Raw genomic sequence first — 20,526 nt, forward strand, 5'->3', positions numbered from 1 at the left:
CATTTTTACCGTTTCTTATACGTCAGCCCTGTTTACCCGGAGAAGTATCATAAACGTTAAAAATTTATTGCTATCTTGAGGGGGCGTCGTTATTCAGCTAAGTTTAAATTGATTTGAGGTTAAAAAAGTTACAATAAACAACGATCAGGACATCTAAATAATCGCTATGTTTAAGCACCTATAAACAATTTACTCTGGCGTAGCCATTACCTAACCTTTCTGTACGAATGGTTGGAGGCCGGATTGTCGATAAGTACGATTGACGATGATCTGGATATGAGCGATGTAATTTACTTTTACGAAAACATGCAAAAGCTTTATGAAGCGGCATGGATCATTCACCAGCGGGAGATCAGGCCTGTTGTCAAGAACAGCATTTCGAAAAAAAATACTACCTCGTTTACACCGCAAATAGCAACACAAAACTTTCCGCTGGTCAGCAGCAATTGTACTTTTAACGACAGGCTCAGTCCGGAGACTGCCTTAGGATTAGATCAGCTTGTAAAATTTATAGTGAGCAGGATGCCAACTGTTCAACTCATTATCTGCCTAGGGACACATCCCAGCCCTGCGGCTTTTTATTTACTAGTGGTTGTAGCCGATAATCAATCTCCTGAGCATGAGATTGCGAATAGGATAGAGGATAGTTGCAGATAGTACGTGAACCTATATGTCATTTTATCCAAAGCAAATCAATTCATCCGAGGGCTCGAAGAAGGCAATAGGCTTTTAGCAAACGCGATAGTCAAATCCAAAACCTCATACCAGTCGGATGACTTTTTAATTCCACAAATAAAACCTATTGATAAAGAGGTTAGCATCGAAGAAATGGAGACAGCCTGGAAAAGATGGGGAGGACAAGGCAGAGAATTTCTTGACGTCGCCCGGCATTGTATCAATGAAGGGAACAACGTTATTACGTTGTTTCTCTTACATCAAGCAATGGAGAGCACCTTGAGTGCTATCAGATAAACTCTTTTCACCTTGAAATGGGATTTAATTAGCTCTTACCTTTCTTAGCCAACGAATCTCTTTTTGCTTCTTCCAACTTTTTCTTTTCCAGGAAAAAACAATGTGCAGCGCAAGCGTGAAGCTTATAGTTTCGGTGAGCATAGCCCCAGCTATGACCTTTGGGGTCAAGTATCTCACATTTTGCTTCGTCAACGTTCTTTAACTGCAATATTTCTTCGCCATTATTGTTGTAATAATTGCCGTTTTTTGCAGCCTTGCCGAGCTTGTTGCCTTTGGCATCTATAACGTTGCCGTCGCGGTCGATAAAATACAATTTGTGGCCCTGGTTGTCATTAACAATGTTGTCTTTGGTGATGTAACCAAGTTTTGTACCGGCGTGGTTATGTATACCGCCTTTGCCATCAATGGTGATAAAATTATACTTGGTTGAATCTTTTGCTTTTTGAGCAAATGCACCCGCCGCAAACACTATAATTGCCGTCACGGTGAGTAGGTGTTTTAGCTTTTTCATGATGAGAGTTTTTTACAAAGAAAGCAACCACCCATCGTTAAAAGTATGACTGCCAACGTTGTAAAAAATGATATTGCTCATAAAAGGTATTTGATTTTGTTGCTTTTCTTTCAATCACGTTGATAACTATCTGGGTAAATTACTCCGGAGGCTGTTAACTGTCATTTATTGTACAAATATTTGTCATGAAAAATGCGATATAGTTTCCGTTAATTCGTAACACTTTAATCATCATTTATGTTAACGATAGATAATTACCTGGAATCCCATTATATCCATAGGAGTAACTGGCTGCGGGCTGCAGTTTTAGGTGCCAACGACGGGATCATCTCCATCTCGAGTCTTGCGATCGGCGTTGCGGCAGCAAGTAGTACCAGAGAGCCTATTGTTTTGGCTACAGTTGCCGGCCTGGTTGCAGGTGCGTTGTCCATGGCCGCAGGCGAATACGTTTCCGTTAGTTCGCAGACTGACACAGAAAAGGCGGACATAAAACGCGAGGAGATGGAACTCCGGGAGATGCCGGAAGATGAGCTCAGGATACTGGCGCAGATTTATGAGAAACGGGGACTAAAAAAAGAAACTGCCATGCAGGTGGCAAAGGAATTGACGGAAGCAGACGCACTAGGCACGCACATCCGTGATGAACTTGGAATTAATGAGATCAGCCAGGCCAAACCAATACAAGCTGCATTAGCGTCCGGGGCGTCTTTTACAGCAGGCGGTGTGCTGCCACTGCTGGTGATCCTGCTTTCTCCAGTCAAACAAATGGAATATTACCTGTACGGGTTCACGATTATTTTCCTAATCATATTGGGTGCCATAGCAGCAAGAACCGGAGGTTCAAACATTGGTAAAGCAATTTTACGCATCACGATATGGGGAACACTGGCGATGGGACTATCTGCAATAGTCGGTTATTTATTTGGTGTGAAAATTTAGGCATACATTATGAAAGCAATAAAAAAAATAGTCCTTGGGCTATTGGTGATACTGGTCGCAATCCAATTCATCCACCCAAAGAAAAATATTTCTTCCGGGTCGTATGCCAATGGCATAGATAAACACTATACCGTGCCTAAGGATGTTCAGGTTGTGCTAAAGCGGAGCTGTTACGATTGCCATTCAAACAATACCTATTATCCCTGGTACAATAACATCCAGCCGGTGGCCTGGCTGCTTGCACATGACGTTAATGAAGGTAAGGAGGAAATTAATTTCGACGAATTTAACAACTATAGCCTTTCCCAAAAACGGCATAAGTTAAGCGATCTTTCCAAAGAGGTGAAGGAGGGAGAAATGCCAATGAGCATATATACAGTAATTCATCGCAATGCCGTTCTTTCACAGGTTGAAAAGCAAAGGCTTATTACCTGGGCCGATAGCCTGAAGGGTACATTGAATTAACAGCTGTGCAACCGGCATCTACCCAATGGAAGTGTTGTTTATATATCCCGGATAATAGACCTACATGAAATTTTTAACGCGGACTGTCTGGATTCTCTCTTTTATAAGTTTGCTGACGGATGTTGCCAGTGAGATGCTTTATCCTATTATGCCCATTTATCTGAAGAGTATAGGCTTTTCTGTATTATTAATTGGCATATTAGAGGGGATTGCCGAGGCTACCGCAGGATTGAGCAAGGGTTATTTTGGAAAGGTGTCTGACAGTAGCGGAAGACGTGCCCCATTCATCCGCCTGGGCTATACGTTAAGCGCTTTGTCAAAACCCTTGATGGCCGTAACTATTTTTCCGGTATGGATCTTTCTTGCCCGCACTGTTGACCGCCTTGGAAAAGGAATAAGAACTGGTGCACGAGATGCCCTGTTGTCTGATGAAGCCACGCCAGATACAAAGGGGCGTGTATTTGGCTTTCATCGTTCGATGGACACAATAGGAGCTGTGGCCGGCCCTTCGCTGGCATTATTGTATTTATATGTTTATCCTACCAGTTATCGCCCTCTGTTCCTGCTGGCATTTATTCCCGGAGTATTGGCTATAGGCTTGTCATTTTTTTTAAAAGACAGCAAAGCAAAGCCAAAAGAGGATAAGGCTTCAGTTTCATTTTTTTCTTTTTTACAATACTGGAAAACCAGCCCCGCCAGTTACCGAAAACTGGTTGGCGGATTATTGATGTTTACTTTGTTCAACAGTTCTGATGTATTCCTTCTGTTGAGGATAAAGCAGGCCGGACTAAGTGACACGGCCACAATAGGGGTGTATATTTTTTACAATATAGTGTACGCTATTGCAGCTTTTCCTCTTGGTATACTGGCAGACAGGATAGGCCTGAAGAAAGTATTTATTACCGGACTACTACTTTTTGTGGTGGTGTATAGCGGCATGACGGTAACCGGGGTTTGGTACTGGTATGGCCTCCTATTCTTTATGTATGGCCTGTATGCAGCCGCGACTGAAGGTATATCTAAGGCTTGGATAAGCAATATCACTGAAAAGAAGGATACAGCAACCGCCATTGGAACTTATACAGGATTCCAAAGCATCTGCACAATGTTGGCCAGCACACTTACCGGCTGGTTATGGTTCCGGTTCGGGGCCGGGCCTGCATTTACAGTTTCAGCTTTAATGACGCTGATTGTTGCTTTTTATCTTTCACGGGCCATGGCTGAACCTTGGAAAGCTGTTGGGTAAAGTATATATTAACGGATTCTTTCCTCTTGCTATCGTGTAGTTGAAATTGTATAGTCAATTGAAAATCAAATTCTTAAATGATCTGCCCAGCTAAGAAAAAGTATTATTCAAATTCTTATAGATCATCTTACGTTAACTCACTGATGGTCCGTAACATCAGTTCCTGCCATTGCCTAATGAACGGTAGAAATGTACCGCGCGGCAACCTGCCGGTTGCGTTCCTGAAATATAGATACCTGCTTTTTGTCAGGTGAAGGTTTGCCACCAAGAGATCTGTCTTTCAAATTTGGTGTGGTGATGAACAACTTTCGCCCTGTCATATCCCGGTGAACATCATACACCTTGTGTTCTAAAGTTTTCAGGTAGGCATTTATGGGCTTTTTTCTTCGCTATTTTCGGTTAACTTTTGTCCATTTGTATTTCATTTGTCGGGATTGATATAACGTTTAGAGGAGATTTCGATGTACACGCCATCAACAGTAATATGCAGGTAAATGAGGGCGAGGCCTTTGGCATTTGTTTTTAATCTCTTTACATAAAAGAGAAGGTTAAATGCTTTGTTCATCGTTGAAGCGTTTAAGTGAATGAAATTAATTACATATCCTGCTGAAATCAAGACGTTTAATACTGAAAATTCTCAATAAAAGTGACTTATAAGGATTCCGGTAACCAGTAAGATTACCTTGAAAAAGGTCACCTATAGGGTACTAGAATAAGGCGATTGATTGGTTTAGTTTGGTGAGGTCTAAAAACAGAAAGAGGCTGTCTCAAGGGGCAGCTTTTTTGTATAAAAAAAGGGATTTTCCTGAGAAAATCCCTTCGGGTGGAGCCGGAGGGATTCGAACCCTCGTCCAAACATGGTATAAGGTAAGCTTTCTACATGCTTAGCTTCTGTTTAATTGTAGGGAAGGGGAAGGTCAGCCGCTTACCTGTACCGTCTTCCTTAGGTGCTTTATCTTACCCGGTTATCACACCCTAAGCAGGCCAGTTTCATCTTTCGATGCCCCGATTGCCGATCCGATGAAACGGAAAACCGGCGGGACAAAAGCTATGCTAATTCTAAATTAGGCAGCTAAGGCGTAGTTATTTTCGCCATTTGTAAGTTTGAGCGTTCAGATTAAAGCGCTAATTCACCCAACGCGCTGCATGCTTACCTACTTATCTCCATCCTGTCAATTCCGGTCGACCCCATTTTTTAGTTTGTATTAGCCGGTAGGCAGTTGCAGTAAAGCGGTTACAAATATACGGAAATAGTTCGCAGTTTTAAGCAGTGGTTTTCCCATTTATAAATTAAGCGACTGCCTGCTGCAACCGCCTGTTACAAACTGCCAACTGATAATTGCTCACTGCTAACCGTCCTGCCCGGATAAACTTTCAATGCTTCATCCAAACAAATCATCGCTTTTTCAAGTTCGTTGTTATTTAAAACGTATGCCATACGCACTTCATTGAGTCCCGCGCCCGGTGTGCTGTAAAAGCCAGTGGCAGGGGCCATCATCACAGTTTCGTTGTTGAGGCTGAAGCATTCAAGCATCCATTGGCAAAACTTGTCGGCATTGTCAATAGGTAGTTTGGCAACCACATAAAAAGCCCCGCCGGGATTAGGGCAATAAACGCCATCCATTTTGTTTAATGCACTAACAAGTGTGTTACGCCTGCTCGTATATTCTTTATTTACAGCTTCAAAATACCTATCCGGAGTATCAACGGCAGCTTCGCCTGCAATTTGTTCTACCATGCCTGCGCTTAAACGGGCCTGGGCAAATTTTAAAGCTGTGGCACGCAACTCTTTATTTTTAGTGATCAGGCATCCTAACCGGGCACCGCACGCGCTATAGCGTTTGCTTACTGTATCCAGTATTACAACGTTTTCTTCAAGCCCATCCATGTGCATCGGTGATATAAATGAACGACCATCATAGCAAAACTCGCGATAAGCTTCGTCCGAAAACAGGTACAGGTCATGCTTTAAAACCAATTGCTTCAATGCTTCCATCTCTTCTTTTGAGTATAAATACCCGGTAGGGTTGTTAGGATTGCATATGATGATGGCCCTGGTTTTATGCGTTATTAGCTTTTCAAATTCGCTGATGGGAGGGAGCGCGAAACCATTATCAATGTATGACAATATAGGCTTAACCACAACATCGCCCTGGCTTGCAAATCCATTATAATTGGCATAAAAAGGTTCAGGGATGATCACTTCATCGCCCGAATCAAGGCAGGCCATCATGGCAATAGTAATTGCTTCTGAGCCTCCAGTGGTAACAATAATATCCTCGGGAGTAATATTATAATCCAGCTTGTTATAATATTCAGTAAGCTTTTTGCGATAGCTTAATGTGCCTTCGCTCGGGGTATAAGCCCAAACCTTAAAATCAATATTTTTAATGGCATTCAGCATGCCTTCGGGTGTGGCAATATCGGGTTGGCCGATGTTGAGATGATACACCTTTTTTCCATCCTGCTTAGCTTTATCAGCGTAAGGTGTTAATTTTCTTATCGGTGATGCGGGCATCCGTTGCCCTTTTTCAGATATTTTTGGCATCCTGCAAAATTACTAAAAATCAAAATACTGTTTTGTAAAACCTTTGTAAACGAAAAAAGACCCGAAACCGGGTCTTTTAAATATTATTTTTAAATATCCCGGTTGATATACGGGATATATCAAGCATGTAATCAGTTATTTGCTCGCCGCGGGTTTAGCTACTACTTCACCAACAATGTTCAAATATTTTTCGGGCGTTACTGCGTTTGATTTAACTACGATAGTTTTGTTAAATGGAGCAGCAGCAGCAGCATTGTAAGTGATCTTGATCATGCCTTTATCACCGCTTTTTACCGGTGTTTTAGTGTAATCGGCGATGGTGCAGCCGCAGGTTGGCCTTACTTCTGTTAAAATAAGCGGTTCTTTACCAATATTGGTAAATTCAAACACGGTGGTAACGGGAGTGCCTTGTGGTATTTTACCAAAATCATGCTTTTCTTCGTTAAATTTAAACTCAGCTTTTCCGCTATCTTGTGCTGATGCGGTGAAGGCAAAGCCTAATATTACAGCGCAAATCATTAATATCTTTTTCATACGTTATATTTGAATTATTACAAATATAAAAGGTTTAATGTAATTACAAAACTATTACTCAAACTCGGGTTTTATCTGTTAGTTTGCTTAATACAGAATAGAATTTTATACTTTTACCGTCTAAACAAAATTTTATATGCCTGAAACTACAACACGCGCTACCAGTAAATTTAATACTGCCGAGCTCAGTTTTGATGATTTCAAGAAGATTGTTATTGATGATTACCGCATTGGTTATGAGAGCCGTCAGGCCAGTTTAATAGGCCGCAGGGAAGTGCTAACGGGCAAGGCAAAGTTCGGTATTTTCGGCGACGGTAAAGAGGTTGCGCAACTGGCGATGGCCAAGGCTTTCCGTGCCGGCGACTGGCGTGCGGGCTACTACCGCGATCAAACTTTTATGTTTGCTACGGGCATGAGCAATATGAAAGAGTTTTTTGCCCAGTTATATGCTAACCCCGATATTGAAAAAGATCCGGCCTCTGGCGGCAGACAAATGAACTGCCACTACGCTACACGTTTTGTAAATACTGATGGCAGTTGGGTTAACCAGGCCGAAACGATGAACAGTTCGTCGGATATCTCAACCACTGCCGGACAAATCCCTCGCCTATTAGGTTTAGCTTACGCGTCAAAGCTATATCGCCAAAATAAAGAACTGGATTACCTGAAACAATTTTCGGTTAATGGTAATGAAGTTGCTTTTGGCAGCGTTGGTAACGGCGCTACATCCGAGGGTTCGTTTTTTGAAACTTTTAATGCAGGGGGGGTACTACAAGTACCTATGGCCATCTCTATTTGGGATGACGCTTATGCTATTTCGGTGCCAGCGAACCTGCAAACCACCAAAGAAGATATTTCTGAAATATTAAAAGGCTTTCAGCGCGAAAACGGAAGCAACGGTTACGAGATCTTTAAAGTGCGTGGCTGGGATTATATCGCCCTTTGCGAAACTTACGAGCGTGCCATTAATATTTGCCGTGAGGAACATGTGCCTGTACTAATCCATGTTACCGAAATGACCCAACCACAGGGGCACTCAACTTCGGGCTCACATGAGCGATATAAAAGTAGGGAACGCCTTACCTGGGAAGATGAGCACGATTGTTTGTTAAAAATGCGCGAGTGGATGATTACATCGGCTATCTCGACCGAAATAGAACTGGAAGAGCTTGAAGCTGAAGCGAAAAGGTATGTGCGCGAATGCCAGCGTGAGGCCGCTAATGAATTGGCAGTCGTAATAAAAAGCGAAATAGAAGAAGCTGCAGCATTGATCGAAGCCTTTGCCGAAACAGTACCGGGTAAAAAAGAAGCAATATCAGCATTATCAATTGGTTTGCGCTCCAGTATTGATGCCGGGCGTCGCGAAATCTTTTCAGCCATCCGCAAAGCATTACGGTTAACTACTACCGAAAATAATGTTGAACGCCAGCTTTTAACAGAATGGTTAAAAGTTGAGAAAGCAAAAAATACGGAACGTTATAACTCAAAGCTGTTTACCGGAACTCCTGAATCACCTCTGTATGTGCCTGTTGTGCCTGCTATTTATAACGATGATGCAAAGTTATTGGACGGAAGAGAAGTATTGAACGCAGCTTTCGACGCCAATTTTGCACGCGATAAAAGCATCGTTGCATTTGGCGAAGATTTGGGTGCGATAGGCGATGTTAACCAGGGTTTCGCCGGTTTACAGGCAAAATATGGCGAAATCCGCATTACAGATACGGGCATTCGCGAAACAAGTATCATAGGGCAGGGTATGGGCCTTGCTATGCGCGGCCTAAGGCCGATTGCAGAGATCCAGTACCTTGACTATCTGATCTATGCCATAACCATCATCAGTGATGATATAGCAAGTTTAAGTTACCGTACTATGGGCGGGCAAAAAGCTCCGCTGATTATCCGTACCCGGGGTCATCGTTTAGAAGGGATCTGGCATTCAGGTTCGCCAATGAGTGTTATTCTAGGGTCGATGCGCGGCTTTCATATTTGTGTGCCCCGTAACATGACCCAGGCAGCAGGTATGTACAATACGCTGTTAAGGGGGGATGAACCTGCGCTGGTAATAGAATGCCTGAACGGTTACCGCTTGAAGGAAAAGTTACCTGCCAATGTCGGCGAATTTACTGTACCGCTTGGTAAAGCCGAGGTTTTACGCGAAGGCAACGATATTACGGTTGTATCTTATGGTTCAACGCTGCGCATCGTGCAGGAAGCATCGGAAGAGCTAGCAGCAATGGGTATCAATATCGAAATTATCGATCCGCAAACTTTATACCCTTTTGATACAGAGGGGATTTGTGCTGTTTCGTTAAAGAAAACCAGCAAGTTACTTGTAGTTGATGAGGATTTACCGGGAGCGGGTTCAGCTTATATCCTGCAAAAGATAATGGAAGGCCAAAATGGCTATTATGCACTTGATGCCCAGCCAAAAACGCTTACCGCAAAAGAACACAGACCGCCTTATGGTTCGGACGGAGACTACTTCAGCAAGCCTTCTGTTGATGATGTTGTTGAAACCGTTTACGCTATGATGAATGAGGCTAACCCTTCAAAATATCCCGCTATTTATTAATAACATAACTACAGGTTGTTGAAATCAGTGATTCATAATCCCGCTTTCAACAACCGTTTTTTATCTGTTTATGGACAATGCTTTTTTAATAGTCGCCGAGAATATCAAAACCCGCCGTACCGTAAAACCAGCCATGATGAATGGTCATAAGGCTCCAAATGGTCATATCGCTGCACTTCTGGAACTTGCTGATTGGGCACCAACCCATGGTTTCACCGAGCCCTGGCGCTTTATTGTTTACGAAAATCCTGAGCAGTTTTGTGCCGAACATGCCGAAGTTTATAAACAGAGTGTATCTGCCGAAGAATTTAATGAGGCTGCATACAATAATCTGAAAACCCTTGGCGACAAAGTTTCGCATGTAATTATTACGGTAATGCAGCGCGGCGATCTGCCTAAAATTCCACCGTTCGAGGAAGTCGCAGCTGTATCGAGCGCTATTCAGAATATTCTTTTAGGTGCTACAGCCTTAAATATGGCTTCATTCTGGAGCACAGGTGGTGCTATTCTAAAACCTGCTTTTAAAAAATTTTTAAATTTGCGGGATGAAGATTATGTAATGGGCGTATTATATCTTGGATATGCCGACCAGTATCCCGAAGGTAAACGCACTATTCCGCTTGAAAATAAAATTAAATGGGTTAAATAAATTTAATCTATAACCTTTCCTTTTTTCGCTCCGTATAAGAGTTTAAAATATTGCTTATTTTTAAATTTATTTTCATTTTAGTAAATATATCATATTACTAATTTGGATTTCAAGTTTTAAAGTATATTTTTGTATTAATCTGTTAATGGCAGGTTAACCTTTTATCCAAACCCTGTTACTATACCCTAATTAATTAAAATTAAATTAAACTCAGGCAAGCGTATGAGGAAACATTTTTTGTGGGTTACTATGGCGATCTTTTTCCTTTCGGCAACAATTTTAAGCTGGAGATCGGATGGTGCAAATAGATCAGTGAGTGTAAAGAAAAAAAATGTAGCGTATACAACAAAAGAACTATTTGAGCAATACGTTAATAATTTATACGAGGCAGCGCGCCTTAAGGAGGCCGGTTTAGCTTTCAAGGTATTTGAAAAAGCGGTTACTGGTTATACCAATTTAAAGCTTTCACATTTAGTACCTCAAAGCAGTGAGGTGCTTACCGTGGTTGATTTCTCCAAATCAAGCCGTGAAAAGCGTATGTGGATTATAAATTTGTTAAACAAGCAGTTGGTGCTCAATACATGGGTTGCACATGGATCAGGCAGCGGTCAGGAAATGGCAAATCATTTTTCGGATGCTAACGATTCACATGAAAGTAGTCTCGGATTTTATGTAACTGATAAGGTTTATAATGGTAAACATGGCCGTTCACTATACCTTGACGGTATGGATGAAGGCTTTAACGGGAATGCCCGTATGCGCAGCATTGTTGTACATGGCGCTAATTATGTTGGGCCGGCTGCTATCAATGAGCAGGGATATATCGGCAGAAGCTTTGGTTGCCCTGCTGTATCGCCGAAAGTGGTTAATAAAGTTATCAATACCATTGCCGGCAAAACCGTTTTATTTATTAATGGAAACGATGAGTCGTACTATTCAAAATACCTGGATGAAACGGGGCCGCTTAACTTAATGGCGAGCACCGATACGTCATTCAATTTTACAAAGTTTTAAATCCAACCCAACTATAAACCAAATCATGAAGCCCGGCTTACCGAAAAGTTTGCCGGGCTTTTTTTATTTGGCCAAAAAACTTTGCAGATGTGCGTAAAGCACTATATCTAAACCATAAACATCCGGGCGGTATTGAATGGTGCCATTATCATCTGCCCAGCAGGTTACATAGGTGATGTAAATAGGCGTTTTCTTTGGCAAGCCGATATTGGTAGGGTTCGGTTTATCTTCAACCATATCTTTCGAAATGGTATCGAGGTCTGCACCTTCTCCAAATAGGTTTTGTGCCAGGCCAAGCGGATCACCTAATCGTACACAGCCGTGACTTACTGCACGCATAGCATGCCTGAATGCTTCTTTATTAGGTGTATCGTGCAGGTAAACGCTGCTGCGGTTTTTAAACAGAAACTTTATTTTACCCAGCGAGTTGTCTTCTCCGGGGCGTTGTTTAAACTCGTATTCCAGATTGTCGGGCGTAACCTGCGACCAGTCGATAGTTTCCGGATCCTCAATCTTTTTACCGTCCTTAAAAACATCTATGTTTTTATTTGAGAGATAGTAACGGTCGTCGGCAGCCTCAACAATGATCTCTTTTGTTGCAATACTGCGGGGAATATTCCAAATAGGATTTACCTCAACGCTATGGATCAGGCTGTTCAGTATCGGCGTTTCTCGCGGAAAAGGTTTATCGGCCCTCGCTGTATCATCAAAATGTTCAAGCGTGTTTTGGTTTTTCATGTTTCGTCCCTGGCCTACACAAACTTTCATATTTAAAACCGATTTGCCATCTTCGATAACGTCGAGCCTGAAATCGGGGATATTTACTATCACGTATTTGGGTTCGAAAGGTTTATTTCTCCAACGCAGCCGCTCCAGGCTAACCAATAAGTAGCGTTTGCTCTCCTCGCGGGAAAGGCCTTCGATAGTTACACTGTCCCTGTATGCTTTTTGCAACGCTAAATATTGAGGACTTTTGGGTTGGATACTGTCAAGGAATGTCTTAAAGTCTGCCCGGTTTAAAGTGGCAAGCATCGTTGTGCTATCGGGCCGGCGGGTGGCCATAAAATATCTCGAGTAGATCTTTTTAGGATTGATCACACCGTATTGCAGGGCATTGGAATATTTTATTAATGCGCCCGCTGTTAACACCTCAAGTTTGGCAACAGTTTCATAGGCTTCATCAATTGTTTTTATCGCCTTTTTGTCTTTAAGTTTGGCTACAAGTGCTTTGATCTCTGCCGATGGATATATCGTTGGATCAAGACCGTGTTCATTGATCTTATCAAGATACTCTGGTAAAGCTTCGAGATCGCCATTGTTTAAATGGTTTATAACTAAAAGTGGCTGGTATTCGTTCTTTTTGAAAAACGATTCGATAACCAGCGGATTGGCAGTCTTAGACCGGTATTTTGTGAATATTCTTTTAAAAACAGGAATGTATCCTTCAGCATCGGCCTTTTTGAAAATTTCATTTTGTGTGATCCTGAACATATCTTCAGCAATCATTTCATGCTTTTTCTTGCAGCTTTGTAATACAGCAGGTAAAACCAAACACGCGGAAAGTATAATCGGGATAAAGTGTTTCCTAAAGGGAATAGGTATCATATAGACGAAAGATAGTTAAATATTGCTTATGAATAGCAATAGCCATACCATAAACGGCCGTGCTTTTTATTTATTTTTGAACAAAGCCCGTTATCGCCTTTAAGCCGAATAGCCTGTTTAATTAAAATGAAAAAACTACTCCCGCTTACTTTAATCATATCATTGCCTTTCATGGCACTAGCACAAAGTTTTAAACCAGTAAATAAAGAAGCATCGCCTGAGGTAAATAAATTGCTTAGCTTCCTTTATAGTATAAAAGGCAAACATATTTTATCGGGCCAACAAAATTACAACAGTGACCGTGACGTTTTTTCAGACAGTGCTAAAGCCATTACAGGACATTATCCAGCTGTGTGGGGTTCAGATTTCATGCTTTGGGGCGATAAGGACCTGGGGCAGCATTTGGTTAATGAAGCAAAACAAAAATGGCAGGATGGTTACCTCGTAACACTCATGTGGCACCAGGGCCGGCCGATTGATAATCCTCCCTACGATTGGAAACAAAGTATCCAGGGAAAGTTGACTGATGCTAAATGGAAAGAACTGATAACCCCTAATACAGATTTAAATAAGAAATGGCTTGCCCAGATTGATGTGGTAGCCGGTTACCTGAAACAGCTAAGAGATGCCCATGTACCTGTTTTGTGGCGGCCATACCATGAAATGAATGGTGTATGGTTTTGGTGGGGAAACAAAAAAGGTAATGACGGCATCATTAAACTTTGGAAAATGATGTACGACAGGTATACCAATTATCACCATTTAAACAACCTGATTTGGGTATGGGGGCCTAATGGTTTGCGCGACCTGCCATTAGATGAAGCGTATGACTATAAAGACTTTTATCCAGGAGCTGACTATGTAGATATCTTAGGTGCTGATATCTATCATTTCGATTATGAGCAACGAGATTATAACGATTTGCTAAAGGTTGCTAATGGCAAGATCATTGCGCTGACAGAAACCGGCGAACTTCCAAAACCCGAAATTCTGGCAGCCCAACCCGAATGGGCCTGGTTTATGGTGTGGACGAGCTGGCTTTGGACTGATAATACACATGAGCGTGTAAGAACCATTTATGGTCTGCCTCAAACGTTAAATCACGAACAAGTGAAAACTATGTTAAATAAAAACTAATGTCTACTCAAAAAATACCTGAAGTTTGGCTTCGCGGGCCGCTGGATGATGTGCCGTCCCTGCTTCAACCTGTTGCACACGCGCTTTTACAGGCAAGGGAAGAACTTAATGAATTGATGATCGATTTTCCGGGCAAACTGCTATGGAAAAAGCTTGCCGGCATGGCTTCGCCGGGTTTTCATTTGCAACACCTCACCGGGGTACTTAACCGACTTTTTACCTATGCAAAAGGGGAGGGGCTTAGCGCGGCACAACTAAATTATCTTGCAGCCGAAGGTGAACCTGGTGAACATGAAATTACCGTTGTTGATTTGATAAAAGCGTTTAATACCCAGGTTGACGATGCTATCGATCAACTCAAAGCTACCGACGAGGCGATATTAACCGAATGGCGAGGAGTAGGCCGGGGGCAATTACCATCCACAGTTATCGGCTTGTACACGCATTCGGCTGAGCATACCATGCGCCATCTTGGGCAGCTTTTGGTTACGGTAAAGGTGCTTAAGCAACAATAGCGGCCGCGTCTTTAAGATTTTGTGAGCGATAGGTTACCTGGGCGTTTGGATGTTTATTTTCGGGATCGTATAGAAAAGTATCGATACCCAAGTCGCTTGCAGCTTTTATTTCAGATTCGGGATCGTCACCAATAATGAGTACGTCTCGCGTTTTATAACCGTATTTCTCTAATATTGACGCGAAAATATCTTTCTTGGTTAGGGGCGAAAGTTCAGGGTCAACAATGTGGATGGCTTCAAAATCTGCTTCAATGTTCAGCATTTTAACTTTGCTCCATTGCAGTTTGGTAAAACCTGTGGTAACCAAAAATTTGGTGACCTCTGCTTCGCGGATCTGTTTATAATCATCAAAAGGCTGCATCGGCCGGTTGTACTCGATGTTATTTAATAGTTCGAGCCCTTTGTTTTTAACGAGTTCGCTGAATTGATATTTGTCTGCCACCTTTTGATAGGGAATCCTCTTTAAATCCTCCTTTGCTTTATTGATATACTCGATACCCTCGCCGGCAATATGCTGATCAAGAAAGTTGAACAGTTCATTAAACAAATGATCGGCAATGGAACTTACAGGGTATATGGTATTATCAAGATCTAATATGATGGCTTTTTTCATGATAGCAAATTAAGGTAAAACAGGCACTCGTTTAGTGGTATGTATTGAACGTTTCATGATCAAATAACCGCAGGCCACAATCAGGCAGACACCGCCAAGTAGCCACCACAAAAGCTCAAACCCTCCGTAGGCGATAACCTGGCTGCCCAAAAATGGAGCAATGATTTGTGCGCCGGCCCATGACATGCTATATAGCGCAGCATACTCACCCCGGTTGCGCACATTTGAACGGCTTATCCAAAACGTGTTCATAAATGGCATGGAAAGCATTTCACCCAATGTTATCATGCATACAATTAATATGGCTACCAAAGGCACATGCGGCATCAGATTAAGCAAAACAAAACCGGCTCCGGTAACCAGGATGCCCGAGATAATATAGGTTAGGGCATGGCGTTTGCCTTCAAGCCAGTTAATCAATATCATTTCAATCAAAACGATAAGTATCCCGTTTAAAGCCAGCAGGAAACCGATAAAACGCTCATTAAAATGCCATTGTATTTTATAAAATACAGGCTGCATAATAAAGAACTGGAAAAAGCAAGTTGCGAACAGGGTTGCCAATAGGATAAACAGCAGGTAAACACCATCTTTATAAGCCGATGAAACCACTTCATCAAAACCGGCCACTGCTTCTTTAATGGTTTTGGCTACTTTTGAACGGGCATCAAAGTAAGCAACAGTATGCCTGCTGCTATATTGGTACAACCATCTACCCAAAAAAGTAAATGATAATTTATAGACGCCAATAATCCCCCTAAACCGCCGCCAAAGGCCCAGCCTAAGTTTGTAGCTAACCGGTTAAGCGAGTAGGAGCGCGTTTTGTTTTCTTCAGTACTGTAGTGCGCTATAGCAGTTGAGTTTGCGGGCCGGAACGATTCATTGCAGATGCTTAAAACTAACGTGAAGATAGCCATGCTGATGAAACTTGTTTGGTAACCCAGTACCAGGAAAAGCAAGCCACCGGTAAGTAATGCACCCACCTGTAAATCATAAAAGCCTATTTTATTGATCAGCTTACCGCCAATAAAGCCGCCGGATACAGCACCCACGCCAAAAATTGCCATGATATAACCCGACTGTTCAATGGTAAAATGCAGTTGCCTGATGGTATAAATGGTCATGAAAGGTACAACCATGGTACCGCTGCGGTTAATAAGCATTACGATGCTCAGGTACCAGCTGTTTTTTGAAAGTCCGCTATAGGCTTGTTTGTATAATTGGATAATTGAGGTAAGCATGACTTTATAAAGGTAGGTTATTGAGCGAAAAGCTTAAAGCAGAAAGCCCAAAGCAAAGAAAATATGATAAATAATAAGCCGAAAGCTCAAAGCTTTTCAGTAGAACGCTTTAAGTTTTCGGCCTTTTGCTTTGAGCTAAAAAAAATGCTTTCAGCTTAACTTAGCGTTTCTGTTCCTAAGCCAATGATCAGCCAATACGAGGGCAGCCATGGCTTCAACGATAGGTACGGCGCGCGGAACCACACAAGGATCGTGACGGCCTTTGCCCGATATTTCAGCAGCATTGCCCTGGCTGTCGATGGTTGCCTGGTTTTTCATGATGGTGGCTACGGGTTTAAAGGCTATCTTAAATTCGATAGGCATACCATTGCTGATGCCTCCCTGGATTCCGCCCGAAAAATTGGTAATTGTTTGTATATCACCCAGATGTGATTTTACAAAGATGTCGTTATGCTCAGACCCGCGCATTTCGCTGCCTTCAAAGCCTGAACCAAACTCAAAACCATGGACGGCGTTGATGCTTAGCATCGCTTTGCCTAAATCGGCATGCAGTTTATCAAACACAGGGTCGCCAAGGCCAACCGGGCAGTTTTTTACATAGCAGCTGATTTTGCCACCAACGGTATCGCCATCTTTGCGTACGCCGTCAATAAACTCGATCATTTCTTCGGCAGTTGCCGGATCGGCGCAGCGTACTATATTTTTTTCGCGCTCCTCAATAAACTCAAGCGGATCGTTAATAAATACATTTGGTGCATTGATTTTACCTACGCTGCTAACATGGGCAACAATTTCTATACCCTGTGTTTTAAGCAGCAGTTTAGCTAAAGCGCCGGCAGCAACGCGGGCTGCGGTTTCGCGGGCAGATGAGCGGCCGCCGCCGCGATGGTCGCGGATGCCATATTTAGTTTGATAGGTATAATCGGCATGCGACGGACGATATACATCCACGTTATGGCTGTAATCTTTTGAACGCTGATCTTCATTGGGAATCAACATAGCAATAGGGGTACCCGTAGTTTTATCTTCAAATACACCCGAAAGGATCATTACCGTGTCGCTTTCTTTACGTTGGGTAGTGATCTTTGACTGGCCAGGTTTGCGTTTATCCAATTCGCCCTGGATATAGTCAAGATCAACCTGTAAGCCGGCCGGGCATCCGTCAATAATTACGCCGATAGCTTCGCCATGTGATTCGCCAAAAGTGGTTATCCTGAATAATTGTCCGAATGAATTGCCTGCCATAGTTTTAGATATGAGATGTTAGATATAAGATATGAGAAAATCGTATCTGAATATCTTTAATTGGGTTTATAAATGTCGTTATAGAATCCAGACTTACGAAGTTTTTAAAACTTCGTAAGTCTGGATTCTTTTTATAATCGTCATTGCGAGGTACGAAGCAATCGCGAACTTTACAGGGCGAACCTGCTAATCGGGGATTGCTTCGTACCTCGCAATGACGTGACGGAAAAAGTCTTTCAGCCTTCGCCTTTAGGCCTTCCCCTCAAATTCTTCCACTTCAAACCCTTGCTTTTCCAGGTCATTCCAGAAAGCGGGATATGATTTATCAACTACCGGCCCGTTCTCAAATTCCATTTGCGGAAGAACGAGGGCCAGCGGCGCGAAGGCCATTGCCATTCGGTGGTCATGATAAGTATTGATGAAGATACTATCAGGGATAAATTTCCCGCTGCAATCAAGCGTGTAAACTTCATCTTTTTCAATCAGCTTAACACCCATTTTGCCAAGCTCTGTTTGCAGGGCCAGGATGCGGTCGGTTTCTTTGATCTTTAAAGTTTCAAGGCCGGTAAAAGACGCTTCATGATTAAGCGCTGAGCAAACAACAATTACTGTTTGTGCCAGGTCGGGGCATTCTTTCAGGTCAAACTCACGGCGGGAGATAGGTTTGTTCTCTTTTTTCAAATGAACACCGCCGTCCCTGAATTGCGAAGTGATACCAAAGTTAGCCATGATCTCGGTGATCACGCTGTCGCCCTGTAAGCTATATGGTGTTAAGCCAGTTAAAAATAGCTCGGCCTCATCAGCAAGTGCTGCAATAGCGTACCAATATGAGGCAGCGCTCCAGTCCGGTTCAACGTACAATGATGTTGTCGTGAATTCCTGATTTGAAATTGCAATAACATTACCTTCCCAAGTGTGCTTGATACCAGAAGTTTCAAGCATAGCCAGGGTCATTTCAACATAAGGACGTGAAGTTAACTCTCCTTCAATATGCAACTCCAGGCCTAAAGGTAAAGCCGGGGCAATAAGTAACAAAGCGGTAATATATTGACTGCTGATATTGCCTTTGATACTGATTTGACCGGTTTGTTGTTTAAAGCCGCCTTTTAGTTTGATAGGAGGGTACCCATCATTCTCTTCATAATCAATATTGGCGCCCAGCACGCGCAATGCATCAACCAATATGCCTATTGGTCTTTCCTTCATGCGTTTACTGCCGGTTAAGATCACTTCATCTTCCTGAATAGCATAATAAGCAGTCAAAAAACGCATAGCCGTGCCTGCAGGGCCGATATCAATGATTTCGGATTTGCAATTTTCGATTTCGGAATTATTAGGAGAAGCATCTCCTACCAAAACCTCTTGACTCTTGGCTCTTGATTCTTGACTCTTCCTTAAGATACCTGCCAATAAAACAGCATCGGCAGCATCAGATACATTTTCAACGTGTACTTTGCCTTTGCTTAGCGCTTCGATGATCAGGGCACGGTTACACTCACTTTTTGAACCGGTGAGGTTAACCGTGCCGTTAATGAACTTGTTGTTTCTTTTCAGAATGATGTTATGCATCATTTAAAATATTAGGCGTGTGTAAGTTTTTCTGCTGCCTGGCCCTGAGCGGCGTCAGCGTTCATTACTTCTGTTTGCCTGCGGATAGATTCGTTGTGAACTAATTCAAGCAATTTTTCAGTAAACTCGGCGCTTAATTTTAATGCTTTACCGTAAGTTGTACGTTTTTGAAGGATCTCATCCCAACGGCCAACCTGTAAAATGGTAATGTTATTATCTTTTTTGTACTGACCGATTTTTTCGGCAATCTGCATACGCTCAGCAATTTTCTGGATCACCAGGTCATCAATCTTATCGATTTGGTTACGCAGCTCGGCCAGTTTATCGTTTACTTCAGAATTTCTAACTTCCGCTTTACGCAAAGTTAAGTGGTCAATGATATCGGCAAGAGCAGCAGGGGTAACCTGTTGTTTAGCATCTGTCCAGGCTACGCTTGGGTCAATATGTGATTCGATCATTAAGCCCTGCATATCCAGGTCTAATGCTTTTTGTGAAACATAACCGATCAGATCGCGATTACCTGAAATATGGCTCGGGTCATTAATAAGAGGCAGTTCAGGGGCCAGGGTTTTTAAGGCGATAGCAACATCCCACATCGGTTCGTTACGGAAAGCTGATTTTTCATAAGATGAGAAACCACGATGAATGGCAGCCAATTTGGTGATACCTGCGTTGTTGATACGCTCTAAAGCGCCCACCCATAATGAAAGGTCAGGATTTACCGGGTTTTTAACCATTACAGGCACATCAACACCTTTTAAAGCATCAGCAATTTCCTGAACTGTAAAAGGGTTAGCGGTTGAACGTGCGCCTACCCAAAGGATATCAACACCCGCTTTTAAAGCTTCTTCAACGTGTTTTGCAGTAGCAACCTCAACAGCTGTTGGCAAGCCTGTTTCTTCTTTGGCGCGTTTTAACCACTCTAAACCAATGCTGCCAATACCTTCAAACTCACCCGGACGGGTACGTGGTTTCCAAATACCTGCACGCAAAGCTGAGATTTTACCGGTTTGGGCTAATAAATGAGCTGTAGCTACTAATTGTTCTTCTGTTTCAGCGCTACAAGGGCCTGAAATAACCAGAGGTTCCTTACCTGTTTTAATCCAGGTATTAAGCGGCTGTATGTTTAAATTTAGTTTCATCGTTTTTTT

The 20,526-nt window shown here is 42.5% G+C and carries 20 protein-coding genes and 1 other RNA gene; 9 read left to right on the forward strand and 12 right to left on the reverse strand.

The features are described 5' to 3' along the window. Window positions 1–243: 243 nt before the first annotated feature. Window positions 244–657 carry a hypothetical protein gene (locus DIU38_RS08985; protein WP_146750384.1) on the forward strand — a complete coding sequence of 138 codons (414 nt, stop codon included), beginning with the start codon at window positions 244–246 and terminating at the stop codon, window positions 655–657. 343 nt (window positions 658–1,000) lie between these two features. Here DIU38_RS08985 and DIU38_RS08990 read toward each other — a convergent pair whose 3' ends face one another. Continuing rightward, on the reverse strand, window positions 1,001–1,483 hold the full coding sequence (locus DIU38_RS08990; RefSeq protein ID WP_112652533.1) for a 5-fold beta-flower protein: 483 nt from the start codon (window positions 1,481–1,483) through the stop codon (window positions 1,001–1,003). Between the two features lie 237 nt (window positions 1,484–1,720). On the opposite strand from DIU38_RS08990, the gene DIU38_RS08995 reads away from it, so the two are divergent. The 3 genes from DIU38_RS08995 to DIU38_RS09005 all read left to right on the forward strand — a co-directional run bounded on the left by DIU38_RS08995 (window position 1,721) and on the right by DIU38_RS09005 (window position 4,133). Beyond that, window positions 1,721–2,422 carry a VIT1/CCC1 transporter family protein gene (locus tag DIU38_RS08995; RefSeq protein WP_112652532.1) on the forward strand — a complete coding sequence of 234 codons (702 nt, stop codon included), beginning with the start codon at window positions 1,721–1,723 and terminating at the stop codon, window positions 2,420–2,422. 9 nt (window positions 2,423–2,431) lie between these two features. Next, window positions 2,432–2,887: a heme-binding domain-containing protein gene (locus tag DIU38_RS09000; protein WP_112652531.1), complete on the forward strand. Its 456-nt coding sequence runs from the start codon at window positions 2,432–2,434 to the stop codon at window positions 2,885–2,887. Between the two features lie 64 nt (window positions 2,888–2,951). Further along, complete coding sequence (locus DIU38_RS09005; RefSeq protein WP_112652530.1) at window positions 2,952–4,133, forward strand: MFS transporter; 1,182 nt, start codon at window positions 2,952–2,954, stop codon at window positions 4,131–4,133. Between the two features lie 421 nt (window positions 4,134–4,554). On the opposite strand, the gene DIU38_RS32975 is transcribed toward DIU38_RS09005, so the two are convergent. The 4 genes from DIU38_RS32975 to DIU38_RS09025 form a co-directional block, all read right to left on the reverse strand. Then, entirely contained in the window at window positions 4,555–4,698 is a 144-nt protein-coding gene (locus DIU38_RS32975; protein WP_167516125.1) for an Arm DNA-binding domain-containing protein, read from the reverse strand. Between the two features lie 256 nt (window positions 4,699–4,954). Next, window positions 4,955–5,323, reverse strand: a transfer-messenger RNA (tmRNA) gene (gene ssrA / locus DIU38_RS09010). 128 nt (window positions 5,324–5,451) lie between these two features. Beyond that, entirely contained in the window at window positions 5,452–6,681 is a 1,230-nt protein-coding gene (locus DIU38_RS09020; RefSeq protein WP_112652529.1) for a pyridoxal phosphate-dependent aminotransferase, read from the reverse strand. A 135-nt stretch (window positions 6,682–6,816) separates the two neighbouring features. Then, window positions 6,817–7,215 carry a DUF1573 domain-containing protein gene (locus tag DIU38_RS09025; RefSeq protein WP_091168388.1) on the reverse strand — a complete coding sequence of 133 codons (399 nt, stop codon included), beginning with the start codon at window positions 7,213–7,215 and terminating at the stop codon, window positions 6,817–6,819. A 136-nt stretch (window positions 7,216–7,351) separates the two neighbouring features. Between DIU38_RS09025 and DIU38_RS09030 the strand changes: the two genes are divergently transcribed. The 3 genes from DIU38_RS09030 to DIU38_RS09040 all read left to right on the forward strand — a co-directional run bounded on the left by DIU38_RS09030 (window position 7,352) and on the right by DIU38_RS09040 (window position 11,450). Next, window positions 7,352–9,787, forward strand: a complete 2,436-nt coding sequence (locus DIU38_RS09030) for an alpha-ketoacid dehydrogenase subunit alpha/beta (protein ID WP_112652528.1) — start codon at window positions 7,352–7,354, stop codon at window positions 9,785–9,787. A gap of 70 nt (window positions 9,788–9,857) precedes the next feature. Then, on the forward strand, window positions 9,858–10,436 hold the full coding sequence (locus tag DIU38_RS09035; RefSeq protein ID WP_112652527.1) for a nitroreductase family protein: 579 nt from the start codon (window positions 9,858–9,860) through the stop codon (window positions 10,434–10,436). Between the two features lie 222 nt (window positions 10,437–10,658). Next, entirely contained in the window at window positions 10,659–11,450 is a 792-nt protein-coding gene (locus DIU38_RS09040) for a murein L,D-transpeptidase catalytic domain family protein (protein WP_112652526.1), read from the forward strand. A gap of 63 nt (window positions 11,451–11,513) precedes the next feature. Here the strand turns inward: DIU38_RS09040 and DIU38_RS09045 are convergent, their stop codons facing one another. After that, complete coding sequence (locus DIU38_RS09045; protein WP_243770880.1) at window positions 11,514–12,956, reverse strand: L,D-transpeptidase scaffold domain-containing protein; 1,443 nt, start codon at window positions 12,954–12,956, stop codon at window positions 11,514–11,516. A gap of 225 nt (window positions 12,957–13,181) precedes the next feature. On the opposite strand from DIU38_RS09045, the gene DIU38_RS09050 reads away from it, so the two are divergent. Together DIU38_RS09050 and DIU38_RS09055 are read left to right on the forward strand one after the other, a co-directional pair. Further along, window positions 13,182–14,192, forward strand: coding sequence for a glycosyl hydrolase (locus tag DIU38_RS09050; protein WP_112652524.1), 1,011 nt, complete (start codon window positions 13,182–13,184; stop codon window positions 14,190–14,192). Continuing rightward, entirely contained in the window at window positions 14,192–14,707 is a 516-nt protein-coding gene (locus DIU38_RS09055) for a DinB family protein (RefSeq protein WP_112652523.1), read from the forward strand. The genes DIU38_RS09050 and DIU38_RS09055 overlap by 1 nt, the downstream gene beginning before the upstream one ends. Here the strand turns inward: DIU38_RS09055 and DIU38_RS09060 are convergent. The 6 genes from DIU38_RS09060 to DIU38_RS09080 all read right to left on the reverse strand — a co-directional run bounded on the left by DIU38_RS09060 (window position 14,694) and on the right by DIU38_RS09080 (window position 20,517). Further along, window positions 14,694–15,320, reverse strand: coding sequence for an HAD family hydrolase (locus DIU38_RS09060; protein ID WP_112652522.1), 627 nt, complete (start codon window positions 15,318–15,320; stop codon window positions 14,694–14,696). The genes DIU38_RS09055 and DIU38_RS09060 overlap by 14 nt on opposite strands. A 9-nt stretch (window positions 15,321–15,329) precedes the next feature. After that, window positions 15,330–16,040, reverse strand: a complete 711-nt coding sequence (locus DIU38_RS33905; RefSeq protein ID WP_244311274.1) for an MFS transporter — start codon at window positions 16,038–16,040, stop codon at window positions 15,330–15,332. Then, a complete protein-coding gene (locus tag DIU38_RS33910; protein ID WP_244311275.1) occupies window positions 15,971–16,561 on the reverse strand; it encodes an MFS transporter in 591 nt (196 codons plus the stop codon). Before DIU38_RS33910 ends, DIU38_RS33905 begins: the two co-directional genes overlap by 70 nt. Before the next feature lie 150 nt (window positions 16,562–16,711). Continuing rightward, entirely contained in the window at window positions 16,712–17,806 is a 1,095-nt protein-coding gene (gene aroC, locus DIU38_RS09070; protein ID WP_112652520.1) for a chorismate synthase, read from the reverse strand. 249 nt (window positions 17,807–18,055) lie between these two features. Continuing rightward, window positions 18,056–19,378, reverse strand: coding sequence for a 3-phosphoshikimate 1-carboxyvinyltransferase (aroA, locus tag DIU38_RS09075; RefSeq protein ID WP_112652519.1), 1,323 nt, complete (start codon window positions 19,376–19,378; stop codon window positions 18,056–18,058). Window positions 19,379–19,386: 8 nt separating this feature from the next. Beyond that, window positions 19,387–20,517 (reverse strand): chorismate mutase, encoded by a 1,131-nt coding sequence (locus DIU38_RS09080; RefSeq protein ID WP_090525833.1) that lies wholly within the window; start codon window positions 20,515–20,517, stop codon window positions 19,387–19,389. Between the last annotated feature and the right edge of the window lie 9 nt (window positions 20,518–20,526).

The sequence above is a fragment of the Mucilaginibacter metallidurans genome (assembly GCF_003286435.2).
GTDB classification, from domain to species: Bacteria; Bacteroidota; Bacteroidia; order Sphingobacteriales; family Sphingobacteriaceae; genus Mucilaginibacter; species Mucilaginibacter gossypii.

Bases quoted from the DNA above. Each gene is read 5' to 3' on its own strand.
- DIU38_RS08990 (WP_112652533.1), bottom strand. From the start codon at position 1,483: ATGAAAAAGCTAAAACACCTACTCACCGTGACGGCAATTATAGTGTTT.
- DIU38_RS08995 (WP_112652532.1), top strand. From the start codon at position 1,721: ATGTTAACGATAGATAATTACCTGGAATCCCATTATATCCATAGGAGT.
- DIU38_RS09000 (WP_112652531.1), top strand. From the start codon at position 2,432: ATGAAAGCAATAAAAAAAATAGTCCTTGGGCTATTGGTGATACTGGTC.
- DIU38_RS09005 (WP_112652530.1), top strand. From the start codon at position 2,952: ATGAAATTTTTAACGCGGACTGTCTGGATTCTCTCTTTTATAAGTTTG.
- DIU38_RS32975 (WP_167516125.1), bottom strand. From the start codon at position 4,698: ATGAACAAAGCATTTAACCTTCTCTTTTATGTAAAGAGATTAAAAACA.
- DIU38_RS09020 (WP_112652529.1), bottom strand. From the start codon at position 6,681: ATGCCAAAAATATCTGAAAAAGGGCAACGGATGCCCGCATCACCGATA.
- DIU38_RS09025 (WP_091168388.1), bottom strand. From the start codon at position 7,215: ATGAAAAAGATATTAATGATTTGCGCTGTAATATTAGGCTTTGCCTTC.
- DIU38_RS09030 (WP_112652528.1), top strand. From the start codon at position 7,352: ATGCCTGAAACTACAACACGCGCTACCAGTAAATTTAATACTGCCGAG.
- DIU38_RS09035 (WP_112652527.1), top strand. From the start codon at position 9,858: ATGGACAATGCTTTTTTAATAGTCGCCGAGAATATCAAAACCCGCCGT.
- DIU38_RS09040 (WP_112652526.1), top strand. From the start codon at position 10,659: ATGAGGAAACATTTTTTGTGGGTTACTATGGCGATCTTTTTCCTTTCG.
- DIU38_RS09045 (WP_243770880.1), bottom strand. From the start codon at position 12,956: ATGATTGCTGAAGATATGTTCAGGATCACACAAAATGAAATTTTCAAA.
- DIU38_RS09050 (WP_112652524.1), top strand. From the start codon at position 13,182: ATGAAAAAACTACTCCCGCTTACTTTAATCATATCATTGCCTTTCATG.
- DIU38_RS09055 (WP_112652523.1), top strand. From the start codon at position 14,192: ATGTCTACTCAAAAAATACCTGAAGTTTGGCTTCGCGGGCCGCTGGAT.
- DIU38_RS09060 (WP_112652522.1), bottom strand. From the start codon at position 15,320: ATGAAAAAAGCCATCATATTAGATCTTGATAATACCATATACCCTGTA.
- DIU38_RS33910 (WP_244311275.1), bottom strand. From the start codon at position 16,561: ATGCTTACCTCAATTATCCAATTATACAAACAAGCCTATAGCGGACTT.
- aroC (WP_112652520.1), bottom strand. From the start codon at position 17,806: ATGGCAGGCAATTCATTCGGACAATTATTCAGGATAACCACTTTTGGC.
- aroA (WP_112652519.1), bottom strand. From the start codon at position 19,378: ATGATGCATAACATCATTCTGAAAAGAAACAACAAGTTCATTAACGGC.
- DIU38_RS09080 (WP_090525833.1), bottom strand. From the start codon at position 20,517: ATGAAACTAAATTTAAACATACAGCCGCTTAATACCTGGATTAAAACA.